We start from the raw sequence: 13,301 nt of genomic DNA, 5'->3' as shown, positions 1-13,301 counted from the left end.
GCCCGCCCTCAGCGATAGCGCGCCTGGTTCCATTTGTGGCCGAGCAGCGACAGGATGATGATCAGCCCGTTGAAGAATTGCACGTAAAAGCCGCTCAAGCCCGCCGCGACGACGCCCGTCTGGATGAACGATACGGTGACCGCGCCGATGGCGCCGCCGACGACGGTGCCGATGCCGCCCCAGGTCGGCGTGCCGCCGACGAATACCGACGCCAGCACCGGCAGCAGATAGCCGTCGCCCGCCGTCGGCCACCAGGTGAAGTTGATCATCACCGAGAAGGTGCCGGCGATCGCCGCGCCGATGCCGACGAAGACGAACACCTTGACCCTGACGCGCTTGACGTCGATGCCCATCTGCTGGGCGCTGTCGGGATTGTCGCCGACCACCTTCACCTGCGCGCCGAAGCGATGCCTGTTGTAGAGCAGCGCCGACAGTACAACGAAGGCGATGGCCCAGAATATCTGCACCGGAATTCCGTAGATCTGGCTGGAAAAGATTTTGTAGGCCCAACTGTCGGCAAGGCTGGTCAGCGCGGTCGACTTGCCCTCGTTGATGATCTGGATCAGGCCGCGCAGCAGGAAATTCATGCCGAGCGTGGCGATCAGCGACGACAGCCCGCCATAGACGACCAGCGATCCGACCAGGAAGCCGAGCAACGTGCCGGTGACGAGTGCCGCAGCAATGCCGAGGAACGGATCATAGCCGGCCTGCACGACCACCGCGAAGACCCAAGAGGCGAAGCCCATCGTCGCCGGAAACGACAGGTCGATCTCGCCGCAGGTGACGACGAAGACCAGCGGCACCACCACGAACAGCGCCACCGGCAGCGTGGTGAGCACGGAACTGTAGAGATACCAGGTGGTGAAGACGGTTGGGTTGGCGATCATGAACACCGCCATCATGACGATGAACACGCCGAGCGTGCCGAGTGCGGCGCGATTATCGAGAACGAAGCGGCGCATCCAGTGATCGGATGGGTGCTTCCACTCCTTCCGGGTGGCGTCGCTGTGCGAGTTGCCAAGCGGGTTCTGCAGGTCCGGCTCCATTGTCTTGCTCATCGTGCTGCCTGCTTCGCGTTGCCGGCGTCGTGCAGTCCGGCCAATCCGCCCGGATGCGCGACATCTTCCATGAAATTGATGAGGTCTTCGGCCGACTTGACTTCGCTCCGGTCGGCGGCGAGCGCGACCTTGCCGCGGTCCAGCACGACGAAGCGATCGGCAATGTCGTAGACGTGATGGATGTTGTGGCCGATGAACAGGATCGAGCGGCCGCTCGCCCGCACCTGGCGCACGAAATGGAAGACCTTGGCGGTTTCGGTCAGCGACAGCGCCGTCGTCGGCTCGTCGAGGATGATCAGGTCCGCCTGCTTGTAGATGGCGCGGGCGATCGCCACGCCCTGGCGTTCGCCGCCGGAGAGCTGACCGACGATCGACTGCGGCGTGAACACTTTCGAGGTGAAGCCGATCTCGCGCATCAGCCGGCTCGCCTCCTCGATCTCCTTGCCGACCTTCAGCCAGCCAAACCAGCCCGTCAGCTCGCGGCCCATGAAGATGTTGCGCACGATCGTCTGCTGCACGGCCAGAGCCCGGTCCTGGAACACCGTCTCGATGCCGGCGTCGCGCGAGCGCGCCGCGCTCCATCCGGTCACCGGCTTGCCGCGGATGAGGATCTCGCCGCTGGTCGGCTTGACCACGCCGGCGAGGATCTTGATCAGCGTCGACTTGCCGGCGCCGTTGTCGCCGATCAGGCCGACCACCTCGCCGCGGTCGACGCTGAGATTGACCCCGCCGAGCGCATAGACGTGACCGTAGGATTTGCTGATGTCGCGCAGTTCGATGAGGCGTTCGGCCATGGCTATCCTCGCTTGGTTCCGGCTGCCGGTCAGGCCTATCCGACCGGCATGCCGAGGTTACAGGTCAGCGCAGCGCCTGCTTGGCGAGCTCGGCGACGATCTCGTAATTCTGCGGCGTGACGAAGCCGGCGCCGGTGTCGACATTCATCGGCGCCAGGCCGAGCACCACCTGCTGGCAGAGGCTGAGGATCGGCAGGTAACCCTGCAGGAACGGCTGCTGGTCGGCTGTCAGCTGCACCCAGCCGCCCTTGAACCCCTCGACGATCTGCGGGCTGGTGTCGAAGCCGAAATTGAAGATATCGCCTGGCTTCCGTCCCGCCGCCTGCATGTAGGTGGCAACGTTGCCGAGCATCTGCCCGCCCGGATAGCCGACCGCCTTGACGTCGGGGTTGTTGAGCAATGCCGCTGTGATCACCGGAATGGCCAGGTTGGGGTCGGAAGCCCATTCGCCGCTCGGTGGCGAGGAAAGCTGGATGACCTCGACGCCGGCCCCCTTGAGGGCTGCGACCGTGCCGCGCTCGCGCGCGCCGCGGTTCTCGTTTTCGAACGGGCCGATCATGATCGCCTTGTCGCCGGCCTTGAGCCCGGCCAGCTTGAACGCCTCGGCGCCGAGCGCGCGGCCCTGTTGCTCCTGCTGGGCGCCGACATAACCGCCGCCGAACGCCGCCACCACCTTCGGCACCGGCACGTTCTGGTACATCATCTTGATGCCGTCCTTGTGCGCCTGTTCGGCCAGCGGCATGATCGCAGCGTCGCCCGGGTGGCCCATCATGGCGATGCCGCCGGGCTTGACCGCGACCGCTTCGCGCAACTGCTGCGTCATCTTCTCGACGTCCCAGCCCGAGAAGATGTAGTCGACCTTCGGCCCGAGGTCGGCAGCCGCCTGCTTGGCGCCATTGTAGACGATGGTGCCGAAGGCGTCGCCCTCGGCGCCGCCGACGAAGAAGCGGATGTGGACGTCCTTGCACCATTGGGCGTCGAGCGCCTGTGCGGGCAAGGTGGCGATGGCGCAGAACGCCGTGGCGGCGGCCACGACGGTCGAGCGCAGAAGTGTCGTTCTCTTCGCGATGCTCATGCACGTTCCTCCCTTTTGTCCTCGCAAGCCGAGGGTTTTTCGACGATCGCTTCGGCTTTTCGCCGCAATCTTCGCTGGCCAGCACCCCCCGCCGGCCTGCTCTCACACCGGATTCGGCAGATACCTCGCGCCTCCCCGGCATTGCTTCAGATACTCCAGTGCCCTCGCCTGGCCGGTGATCTCGAGGTCGTCGCGGTAGACCGGGTCGTGCCAGCCCTCGATGTCGATGGCGCCCTTGTAGCCGGCCAGCCGCAATTCGCTGATCACCCTTGTCCAGTCGCTGTCGCCGAAGCCCGGCGTGCGCATTTGCACGAACGGCATTCGGCCGAACACGCCATGCTCGCGGATCACGTCCCAGCGCACCGTCGCGTCCTTGCCGTGGACATGGAAGATGCGCGGCGCCCATTTGCGGATCTGCGGGATCGGATCGATCAGATAGACGAGCTGGTGGCAGGGCTCCCATTCGAGGCCGAGATTGTCGTTTGGCAATTCGTTGAACATCACCTCCCAGGCGTCCGGATTGTGGGCGATGTTCCAGTCGCCGCTCGCCCAGTTGCCGTCCATCGCGCAATTCTCGAAGGCGATGCGCACGCCCTTGTCGGCAGCGCGGCGGGCGAGCGGCCCCCACACCTCGCGGAAGCGCGGCAGGCTGTCGGGCAGCGGCTTGCCGCGGATGCGGCCGGTGAAGCCGCTGACCGTGCTGGTGCCGAACAGATGCGCATTGTCGATGACCGTTTCCCAGGCCTCGATCACGCCGCGATCGACATCGCCGTCCTCCAGCGGATTGCCGAACACACCGATCGAGGAGACGGTGACGTCGGCATCGCCGATCGCCTCGCGGATCTGGCCGGCAAGGCGAGGAAGGTCCTTGCCGCCCAGCGTCTGCCAGAAGAACGGCTGGATGCTCTCGAAGCCGAGCGGCAGGATCGCCTTGATATAGGCGGCCGGGTCATCGAGGTTGGCCCGCACCATTGTGCCGATCCTGATGTCGAGAAGCGGGTTTGGCATCATCGTCCTTCCTGTGCGATTGCGACCCGGCGCCCGGTTTCGGCGCTCTCGATCGCAGCGAAGACCATGGCCAGGCTCTTGATGTTGTCGGAGCCGCGCGTCTCCGGCTCGCTGCCGGTTTCTACGGCGCGCATGAAATCCTCGATGATGCCGAGATGGCCGCCGATGCGGTCTGTGGGGTCGAGCGGCGACACGGCGACCGGCTCGGTGCGGTCGAACAGGCCTTCACGGACCGGCCGCACGACTTCCGCCTTCAAGGTGTCCTCGCCGTCCCAGACCAGGCTGCCGCGCTCGGCGACGATGCGCCATGTGCTCTCCCAGCTGGTGCGGAACCCGTCGGCGCACCAGCTGCCGGCATAGGTGAACAGCTTGCCGCCGAGATCGAAGACGGCGGTGGCCGATGACCCCTGCCGGTACCAGGAGTTGGCCGGCTCCCATTCCTGGCAATAGACGCCGGCTGGCTCGCCGCCGACCATATAGCGGGCGGCGTCGAATGTGTGGATCGCCATGTCGAGCAGCAGCACATGGCGCATCTCCTCGCGAAAGCCGCCAAAATGCGGCGCGACGAAGAAATCGGCGTGGATGCTGGTCGGCGCGCCGATGGCGCCCGAATCGAGAAAGCGCCGGATGCGCCTGACATTGGCGACATAGCGGCGGTTCTGGACGACGGCGTGAATACGCCCGGCGCGGCGGGCCGCCTCGACGATGGCGCGCGCATTGTCGTGGCTGTCGGCGAGCGGCTTTTCGGTCAGCAGGTGGCAATGATGGGCAAAGGCGGAAAACGCAACCTCGCGGCGGGCGGCCGGAACCACAACGTCGAACACCGCCTGCGGCCTGGTCTGGTCCAGGACCGCGTCGAGGCTGGTTCCGATGACGGCGCCCGAGAGGTCGTATTCGCGCGCCCTCGCCCGCGCCCTGTCGGCGTCGAGATCGACAAGGCCGACAATGATAAGCCCGGCAATCTGCCTGGCCGCATCGAGCCAGGCCTTGCTCATCGCTCCACAGCCGACCAGGACGGCATCCATCATCCGGCACTCCTCCCGTTCGGTCCCTCCAGACCGATCGTCACGGCATTCACGGCATGGCCGTAAACATTTTCCGTAAACGTTTACGAGAACACACCCGAAGGCGTAGAATGTCAATTGGCCATTAGCGAAAATCGTCTTTGTCGCCTTGGCCTGAAGAGCAGCCGATGATAGCCAAGAAGCAGGAGAACCGTCCTTTGGCGTCCAGCATCCACGACCTTGCGCGTCACCTGAACATTTCGATCGGCACCGTGTCGCGCGCGCTCAACGGCCGCGCCGACGTCAATGCCGACACGCGCCAGCGCGTGCTCGATGCGGCAAAGAAGCTGAACTATTCACCGAACCAGTCAGGCCGCAGCTTGCGGCGCGGTGCCACCCATTCGATCGCTTTCATGCTGCAGCCGCATCCGGGCGACCAGCAATATGGCGAGCCGTTTTTCATTCCGTTCCTGACCGGGCTGCAGGCCAGGCTCGCCGAAAGCGGGCTCGACCTGATCGTGGTGATGGGCGCGCCGGGCGACTATCAGCAGGAGCGCCTGCGCCGCGTCGTCGAGACGCGTCGGGCCGATGCGGTGGTGCTGGCCTGGACGCGGCGCGAGGATGAACGCATCGACTATCTCAGCGAGGTCGGCTTCCCGTTCGCGACGCTCGGCCGCAGCCTTTCCGGCGGCAAGTCCTATCCCTCGCTCGACCTCGATTTCGAAAAGGCTGGCGCCGATGCGGTCGACCGTCTGGTGGCGCGCGGCCATCGCCGCATTGCCGCCATCCGCCCTTCTCTCAACCTCAATTTCGGCTATCTGTTCCTGGACGGCTACTGCAAGGCCTTGCAGCGGCACGGCATCGAGGTCGACCCCGGGCTGATAGCCGACGGCTTCATCAACGAGGCCGGCGGCTACGAAGTGATGCCGCAGGTGATGAACTCCAAGGACCCGCCGACCGCTGTCATCTTCAACAATGACGCGATGGCGCTCGGCGGCTGCAAGGCGCTGGCCGAGATCGGCATCAAGCCAGGCCACGACATCGCGGTGATCGTCATCGTCGACACGCCGCTCTGCCGCTATTTCTCGCCGGCGCTGACCGCCTTTCGCCCTCCGCTGGAGCCGATGGGGCGGCGGCTGGCCGAAATGCTACTGGCGTCGATCCCGGCCTACGCCGGCACCGATGGCGCGCGGATCATCCACGAGGTCTGGCCGCTGGAACTGATCGCGCGCGACAGCGATTGATCGGGGCGCCTCTTCCTTCGCCCCTTGTGGGAGAAGGTGGATCGGCGCGTCAGCGCCGAGACGGATGAGGGGTGCTGGAAGAAACTCAGCATGAAAACATCGAATTATTTGAAGCGCTTACGCCTTGAGCGCGGCGATCTTCCAGCAACCGAGCTGCGCTCGGCCACCTTCTCCCACAAGGGGCGAAGGGAAGAACCGGCGCTTGTCACGCAAGCATCATGTTCGCGTCCTAGACCACTTTACGGAAAGGCGCCGGCGGCACCGTCGATGCGGCGCCTTTCAGGTTTTTCGCCGCTCCGGCATGCTCGTCACAAGGGGATATCCATGAAACATCTTAACCGAACCGCCGCGCTCGGCGCCGCACTCGCTTTGTTCACCGCCTTGACGCCGGCGCTCGCCGCCGGCAGTCGCGGAGCCGTCGGCGTCGCTTTCGTCAATAAGGGACTGGTCGGCGTCGGCCGCATTCCGGCCGGCCAGAAAGACAAGTTCGGCGAAACCTTTGGCTCCGGCTCCGGCATGTCGATTGACGCTGCCGGCTGGACACATGGCGCGGACGGCTACAAGGGTTCGCTCTGGCTGCTGCCGGACCGCGGCTACAATGTTGGCGGCACCACCGACTACCGGCCACGCCTCAACACGATTGCCATCGAGCTGGCCCCGACGGCACCGGGTGCAGCAGCGGCCGCCGGACAGGAACAATCGGGCCTCAAGGCGACGCTTGCCGACACCATGCTGCTGACCGACGACAAGAATGCGGACGCCACCGGCCTCGATCCGCTCAACGGTGTGCGCGCCGCCACCGATGAGATGCCGGTGCTGCCCGAGGCCAACGGCAAGCTCGCACTCGACAACGAGGCGATCGTTCGGCTGCCCGACGGCACCATGTTCATCTCCGACGAGTATGGCCCGAACATCTACCGCTTCTCGGCCGACGGCCATCTCCTGTCGGCCACACAGCCGCCTGCCGCCTTGGTGCCGATGCGCCATGGCGCGCCCAATTTCGCCTCGGACAATCCGGGCCCCGGCGCTGCCGAGCCCGATCCGAAGGATCCTGAAACCGGCCGCCAGAACAATCAGGGCCTCGAAGGCATGGCGCTGACGCCAGACGGCAAGTTCCTGATCGCGGTGCTGCAGTCGGCGCCGAGGCAGGATGGCGGCGATTCGCCCGCGACGCGCCAGAACACGCGCGCGTTGGTCTATGATGCTTCCGACCCCGCCCACCTCAAGCTGGCGCATGAATATGTCGTGCCGCTGCCGGTGTTCACCGACGCCAAGGGCAAGACCAAAGTGGCGGCGCAGAGCGAGATCGTGGCGCTGTCGGAGAAAACCTTCCTGATGCTGGCGCGCGACAGCGGCAACGGCCAGGGGCTGAAGGGCGACACCTCGCTCCATCGCGAAATCGCCGTCGTCGATCTCTCTGGCGCAACCGACATCGTCGGCAGCGGCTTCGACGCTGCCGACAAGCCGGTCGCGCCCAAGGGCGTGCTCGACCCGTCGGTGACGCCGGCGAAGCTGATGCCGTTCATCGACATCAACGACAAGGGCGAACTCGCCCGCTTCGGCCTGCACAATGGCGCCCCCAACGACCGCGACAACCTCTCGGAGAAGTGGGAGGCGATGTCGGTGGTCAGCGTGCTCGATCCGAAGCTGCCCGACGACTATTTCCTGTTCGTCGCCAACGACAACGACTTCCTCACCCAGGACGGCTTCCAGGTCGGCGCGCCCTACAAGGCCGAGGACGGCGCCGATGTCGACACCATGTTCCTGGTCTATCAGGTGACGCTCCCCGGCCTCTCGGGAAATACCCTCGCCGCGAAGTAGCAATGCCATGCGGGCGGGTGCTCTTGGCAACCCGCCCTACCCTGCAAAAGGCTGCATGCGAGACAGGCCTGCGATATCATCGCGGGCCTGATTCAATTGAGCCCTTTGCCGAACTGCCCCGCCATGGACGAGAAGATGCCCACGCGCCGGCGAACCGGCGACCTCACCAGCGGCCCCATCCCGCGCACGCTTTTGCTGTTCGCCCTGCCGGTGCTCGGTTCCAACGTGCTGCAGTCGCTCAACGGCGCGATCAATGCCGTCTGGGTCGGCCGCTTCCTCGGTGAAGCGGCGCTGACCGCAACCTCCAACGCCAATCTTGTGCTGTTTCTCATCCTCGGCACGGTGTTCGGCATCGGCATGGCGGCCACCATCCTCGTTGCGCAATCGGTTGGCGCCCGCGACCTGCCCGAGGCCCGCCGCATCGTCGGCACCAGCGCCACCTTCTTCTTCATGGTCTCTGTGGTGTTCGCGGTCTGCGGCTGGGTCTGGGTCGATGCCATCCTCAACACGCTTGGCACGCCGGCCGACGCGCTGCCGCTGGCCCGCTCCTATCTGCGCATCATCTTCGTCGCCGTGCCGATGATGAATCTGCTCTCCTTCGTCATGACAGTGCTGCGCGGTGCCGGCGATTCGCGCACACCATTTGTCTTCATGGCGCTCGCCGTCCTGCTCGACATCGTACTCAACCCGCTGCTCATCCGCGGCATCGGTCCATTCCCCGAACTCGGCATTGCCGGATCGGCCACCGCGACGCTGATCGGCCAGACGGTGAGCGTGATCGCCATCCTCATTGTGCTCTACGCGCGCAAGCACCCGCTGCGCCTGGCCGGCGCCAATCTCGCCCTGCTGCGGCCGGACCCGGCGCTGCTGCGCACCGTCGTCTTCAAGGGCGTGCCGATGGGCCTGCAGATGATCGTGGTCTCGGCCGCGGCGTTGACGGTGATGGGCATCGTCAATTCCTATGGCTCGCAGGTCGCGGCCGCCTACGGCATCGCCGCGCAGCTCTGGACCTACATCCAGATGCCGGCTCTCGCCATCGGCGCCGCGGTCTCCTCGATGGCGGCGCAGAATGTCGGCGCCGGACGCTGGGACCGGATCGGACAGGTCGCTGCCTCGGGCGTCGGCTTCAACCTCGTCCTGACCGGCGCGCTGGTCGCGCTGCTTTTCGTCTTCGACCGTGCGGTGCTCAGCCTCTTCCTCAGCACCGATAGTGCCGCGATCGACATCGCCGCCCACATCAACAAGGTTGCGTCATGGTCCTTCATCCTATTCGGCGTCACCATCGTGCTGTTCGCTACTGTGCGCGCCACCGGCGCGGTGATGCCGCCGTTGATCATCCTGGTCATCTCGGTGCTTATCGTGCGTACAGGCTTTGCCTATTTCTTCCGAAGCGTCATCGGCGAGGAAGCGCTGTGGTGGAGCTTCCCGGCCGGCTCGATCACCTCACTGGCGCTGGCGGCCGCCTATTATCGCTTCGGCCGCTGGCGCAGCATGCACATGATCGAGGGCCGGCCCGCTGCCGGCGAGCCGCCGGACACTGGATTAGGCGTGCCGCGCCAGCGTGCGCATCTGTCGCCCGAGACACCGAACGGCTGAGCGGATTTCAGTGGCTCACCGCACGTATTTCGCGCCGAACCCCAACGCCACCAGCGAAAAGACCGTGATCATACCGGCAAAGGCCAGGCTTGCCGTCGTCGCGCTCGTCCAGCTCGACAGAACGCCGATGCCGATGACCGGCAGCGCGTTGCCGCAAAAGCAGCAGACGAAGAAGGCCGACACCACCTCGGCGCGGCGGCCGGCCGGTGCGAGCTGGTTCACCACTTGCAGCCCGCCGCGATAGCCGAACGCGGCCGCCACCCCGCACAATGCAGTGCCGGCGATCATGACGGCCATCGACGCGAAGACTTGGGCTGCAACGATCAGGGCAACAGTCGGGATCATCAGCACCAGCGCCGCCAGCATGGTGGCGCGGCTCGAGAGACGGGTCGTCGCCACAATGGCTACGATCGACAATTCGAAGAACAACCCGCCCGCTTCGGCGTGATTGGTCACGTCCAGCTGCTGCGCCAGGATGCTTGGCGCGAGCGCAGCGTAAAATCCGACCAGTGCCATGGCGCCGAAGCCGGTCACCGCGGGCGCACGAAGCGCGCGCGGATGTCTGCGGGAACCGAAAGCCGTGGCCGCATCGAGACCTCAGCCAGTTTTCCTGGCCGCGAAACGGTCTCCCGCGTGCGCCAGATCAGCACGGTGACCAGGACAAGCAGCGTCAGATAGACGGCAAACGTCAGCCTGAGCGGCCAGGGCGCATATTCGGCAAGCAGCCCGGAGACCAGCGCGCCAAGACCTAGCCCTGAGAAAATTGGTGCTGGTGGCGATGACGGCAGCGCGCGACTTGTCGTCGTTTTCGATCAGCTCGGCGAGCCAGGCGGTGCCGGCTCCCGCACCAACGCCTATGCCCAGCCCGCTCAGGATCCGGGCGATCTCCAGCCAGGCGACATTTTCGGCGAAGAGGAAGCACAGCGCGCTGACCACGGCCACTGTCATCGATGCCAAGGCGGCGGGACGGCGGCCGACGACGTCGGAAAGCCGCCCGAAAACCAAAAGTGCCGCCAGATTGCCGATCACATAGACGGCATAGACCAGCGCCAGCGTGATCTGCGAGAAAGCGAACGCCTGCTTGTAGATGACATACAGCGGCGTCAGCGCCGTGCTGCCGGCGAAAAGGATCGCGATCATGGCGGCAGCGACGGCCATTGCGGCATTGCCGTCGAGTTCGTTGTCGCGCGTCATGGCTTGAGCATTGATGGCCATTTCGACCTCTTCTTTTTCTTTTCGGGAAATGCCAGCCCGGCGCCTATTTATTTAGTGATAGACGTTCCCTTGCCCAAACCCGCTCCTGACAAGTTTGGCAGTATGGCGCTCGGCGATTTCCTCCCCTAACTTCGGTTCATCGACAGGGGAGAATCCATGGGCAAAAGCAGGGTCGAGGCATTCACCGATGGCGTCGTCGCCATCATCATCACCATCATGGTGCTGGAACTGAAGGTGCCGCATGGCGAGGATTTTTCCGCCCTGGCGCCGTTGTGGCCCGTTTTCCTCAGCTACGTCTTGTCCTTCATCTATGTCGGCATCTACTGGAACAATCTGCACAACATGTTCCACACCGTGCAGCGGGTCGACGGGTGGGTGCTGTGGGCAAACCTCAACCTGCTGTTCTGGCTGTCGCTGATGCCGGCGACGACGGCCTTCATGGGCGAGAACCATTTCGCGCCGGTACCAGTTGCCGTCTACGGTATCGATCTTGCGCTCTGCGCCGCTGCCTACAGCATCCTCGTCGTTGCGCTGCACCGACTGCACGGCCACGAAACAACCTTTGCCCGTGCGATCGGCAGTGACCGCAAGGGGAGAATCTCACTCGCGCTCTACATTGCCGCCGTCCTGCTGACCTTTTTCAATCACTGGATCGGCGTCGCGATCTACGTGCTGGTGGCCATGATCTGGTTCGTGCCGGACACGCGTTTCGAACGGTTGATCGAAAAACAGAAATAGGCGTCGCTAACTCCGCATCGCCTTCAGCTTTTCGGCGACGGACGCGGCGAGATCGGCATAGCGCTCCTCCAGCCGCTCGGCCGCCTTGATGACCGAAAAATCATGGCCGAATTTTTCCAGCGCCATGCGCAGCTTCTCGACGAATTCCGCCTGCTTTTCGAGCGCCGAGAACAGCGTTCTCACTTGCGCTTCGCTGATGTCGGGATTGGCAAGCATCTGCGGCACTTCGCGGCTCATCTGGTCGCCGATGGCGGTCTGTTCTTTCAGGATTTGGATCCAGTCGGTCAATCGGCAAATCTCCTTTATATGCCGGCAGCATGCGCAGCCCCTGGCGGTGCGGTCAACCCGAAGGCATTGATGCGGGCTTGCACTGGCCCCTTCCCGCGCTAAGTTCGGCGCGGCCAGAACAGGAGAACAAAATCATGACCGCCGACGCCGAGATCCAGACAGCCTTGCCAGCCCTTGCCTTCGGCAACGTCGCCGTCATCACCGGCGCTGCCAGCGGCGTCGGCCTTGCCGCGGCCAAACGGCTGGCGGCGATGGGCATGAAGATCGTGCTGGCCGATATCGGCGGCGCGCGCCTCGATGAGGCTGGCAATGCCGTCGCAGCCATTGGTGGCAACGGCGCGGTGCTCGCTGTCGCCACCGATGTCTCGAGGTCCGGCGAACTCGATCGGCTGGCTGACAAGGCGTTCGAAGCCTTCGGCGAGGTGTCGCTGTTGATGAACAATGCCGGCGTCGGCAACAACCCTGGAAAACCTTGGGAGAACCGCGATGCCTGGAGGCGCCTGCTGGACGTCAATTTCTGGGGTGTCGTCCATGGCGTCGAGGCCTTTGCGCCGCGCATGCTGGCGGCCGGCAAGGCGGGCCTGATCGTCAACACCGGCTCCAAGCAAGGCATCACCACGCCGCCTGGCAACCTTGCCTACAACGTCTCCAAGGCTGGCGTGAAGACCTTCACCGAAGGCCTGGCGCATGCACTGCGCAACGAGCCTGGCGCAAAGGTCGCAGCGCATCTGCTCATTCCCGGCTTCACCTACACCGGCCTGACCGAAGGGGCGACGGAAAAGCCCGCCGGCGCCTGGACGGGTGAACAGGTCATCGATTTCATGCTGGCCTCGCTGGTGCGTGGCGACTTCTACATCCTGTGTCCCGACAACGAGGCGACACGGTCCATGGACGAAAAGCGCATGGCCTGGGCGATCGGCGACATCATCGAGAACCGCCCTGCTTTGTCGCGCTGGCATCCGGACCACAAGGAGGCGTTCGCGGCATTCATGGACGGCTGAAAGCTAGTCTGACGCTCACGCCGCATGCGTCTTCGAGCCGCGCTTTTGCGCCATGGCTTTCTTGACCGCTGTCTCGGCGACCTTCCGGTCATGCCGTTTCGCTGCCTGTTCACATTTTTCGCGGATCTCCTCGACCTCGGATTCGGTCAGGTGCTCGATGCCGATAAAGGTGTTTTTGGCTCTGCTGACCAGGATCAACTCGTCGAGTTTCGTCTGGATCGCCGCACTGTCGCGGTTCTGGGTATTCTGGATGAGAAACACCATCAGGAAGGTGATGATCGTCGTGCCGGTATTGATGACGAGTTGCCAAGTGTCCGAAAAGCCGAAGAATGGCCCGGTTGCCGCCCAGCCTAGGACAATCAGGCAGCAGACAGCAAATGTCGGCGACAAACCGGCATAGTGAGCCACCGTGTTGGCTATCCTGGTGAAGAGCTTCTCGATCATCGAAAAAACCCGGCG

The 13,301-nt window shown here is 64.5% G+C and carries 14 protein-coding genes; 5 read left to right on the top strand and 9 right to left on the bottom strand.

Translation table 11 applies throughout. The features are described from left to right. Nucleotides 1-8: 8 nt before the first annotated feature. From EN859_RS10710 to EN859_RS10690, 5 genes are all read right to left on the bottom strand, one after another. Nucleotides 9-1,058: an ABC transporter permease gene (locus EN859_RS10710; protein WP_127853324.1), complete on the bottom strand. Its 1,050-nt coding sequence runs from the start codon at nt 1,056-1,058 to the stop codon at nt 9-11. Beyond that, on the bottom strand, nt 1,055-1,852 hold the full coding sequence (locus EN859_RS10705; RefSeq protein ID WP_127853323.1) for an ATP-binding cassette domain-containing protein: 798 nt from the start codon (nt 1,850-1,852) through the stop codon (nt 1,055-1,057). The genes EN859_RS10710 and EN859_RS10705 overlap by 4 nt, the downstream gene beginning before the upstream one ends. 64 nt (nt 1,853-1,916) lie before the next feature. Next, a complete protein-coding gene (locus tag EN859_RS10700; RefSeq protein WP_127853322.1) occupies nt 1,917-2,927 on the bottom strand; it encodes a substrate-binding domain-containing protein in 1,011 nt (336 codons plus the stop codon). A gap of 102 nt (nt 2,928-3,029) precedes the next feature. Beyond that, nucleotides 3,030-3,938, bottom strand: coding sequence for a sugar phosphate isomerase/epimerase (locus EN859_RS10695; protein WP_127853321.1), 909 nt, complete (start codon nt 3,936-3,938; stop codon nt 3,030-3,032). After that, the gene (locus EN859_RS10690) at nt 3,935-4,963 is read right to left on the bottom strand and encodes a Gfo/Idh/MocA family oxidoreductase (protein ID WP_127853320.1); all 1,029 of its coding nucleotides are present in this window, start codon (nt 4,961-4,963) and stop codon (nt 3,935-3,937) included. Before EN859_RS10690 ends, EN859_RS10695 begins: the two co-directional genes overlap by 4 nt. A 194-nt stretch (nt 4,964-5,157) precedes the next feature. Here EN859_RS10690 and EN859_RS10685 point away from each other — a divergent pair, with 194 nt between their 5' ends. The 3 genes from EN859_RS10685 to EN859_RS10675 all read left to right on the top strand — a co-directional run bounded on the left by EN859_RS10685 (nt 5,158) and on the right by EN859_RS10675 (nt 9,600). Continuing rightward, nucleotides 5,158-6,183 (top strand): LacI family DNA-binding transcriptional regulator, encoded by a 1,026-nt coding sequence (locus EN859_RS10685; RefSeq protein WP_127853398.1) that lies wholly within the window; start codon nt 5,158-5,160, stop codon nt 6,181-6,183. A 324-nt stretch (nt 6,184-6,507) separates the two neighbouring features. Beyond that, entirely contained in the window at nt 6,508-8,004 is a 1,497-nt protein-coding gene (locus tag EN859_RS10680; RefSeq protein WP_127853319.1) for an esterase-like activity of phytase family protein, read from the top strand. 135 nt (nt 8,005-8,139) lie between these two features. Then, entirely contained in the window at nt 8,140-9,600 is a 1,461-nt protein-coding gene (locus EN859_RS10675; RefSeq protein ID WP_245525523.1) for an MATE family efflux transporter, read from the top strand. Nucleotides 9,601-9,615: 15 nt separating this feature from the next. Here EN859_RS10675 and EN859_RS39190 read toward each other — a convergent pair whose 3' ends face one another. After that, the gene (locus tag EN859_RS39190; RefSeq protein ID WP_245525522.1) at nt 9,616-10,134 is read right to left on the bottom strand and encodes a hypothetical protein; all 519 of its coding nucleotides are present in this window, start codon (nt 10,132-10,134) and stop codon (nt 9,616-9,618) included. Between the two features lie 63 nt (nt 10,135-10,197). Beyond that, nucleotides 10,198-10,815 carry an MFS transporter gene (locus tag EN859_RS39185; RefSeq protein ID WP_245525521.1) on the bottom strand — a complete coding sequence of 206 codons (618 nt, stop codon included), beginning with the start codon at nt 10,813-10,815 and terminating at the stop codon, nt 10,198-10,200. Between the two features lie 156 nt (nt 10,816-10,971). On the opposite strand from EN859_RS39185, the gene EN859_RS10665 reads away from it, so the two are divergent. After that, complete coding sequence (locus EN859_RS10665) at nt 10,972-11,553, top strand: TMEM175 family protein (RefSeq protein ID WP_127853317.1); 582 nt, start codon at nt 10,972-10,974, stop codon at nt 11,551-11,553. 6 nt (nt 11,554-11,559) lie between these two features. On the opposite strand, the gene EN859_RS10660 is transcribed toward EN859_RS10665, so the two are convergent. Then, the gene (locus tag EN859_RS10660; protein ID WP_127853316.1) at nt 11,560-11,841 is read right to left on the bottom strand and encodes a hypothetical protein; all 282 of its coding nucleotides are present in this window, start codon (nt 11,839-11,841) and stop codon (nt 11,560-11,562) included. A gap of 134 nt (nt 11,842-11,975) precedes the next feature. Here EN859_RS10660 and EN859_RS10655 point away from each other — a divergent pair, with 134 nt between their 5' ends. Continuing rightward, nucleotides 11,976-12,842, top strand: coding sequence for an SDR family NAD(P)-dependent oxidoreductase (locus tag EN859_RS10655; protein ID WP_127853315.1), 867 nt, complete (start codon nt 11,976-11,978; stop codon nt 12,840-12,842). Nucleotides 12,843-12,857: 15 nt separating this feature from the next. Here the strand turns inward: EN859_RS10655 and EN859_RS10650 are convergent, their stop codons facing one another. Continuing rightward, the gene (locus EN859_RS10650; protein WP_189501817.1) at nt 12,858-13,286 is read right to left on the bottom strand and encodes a low affinity iron permease family protein; all 429 of its coding nucleotides are present in this window, start codon (nt 13,284-13,286) and stop codon (nt 12,858-12,860) included. Nucleotides 13,287-13,301 lie beyond the last annotated feature (15 nt).

The organism is Mesorhizobium sp. M00.F.Ca.ET.216.01.1.1, assembly GCF_004010325.2.
GTDB lineage: Bacteria > Pseudomonadota > Alphaproteobacteria > Rhizobiales > Rhizobiaceae > Mesorhizobium.
This window is presented reverse-complemented; position numbering and strand designations above follow the sequence as displayed.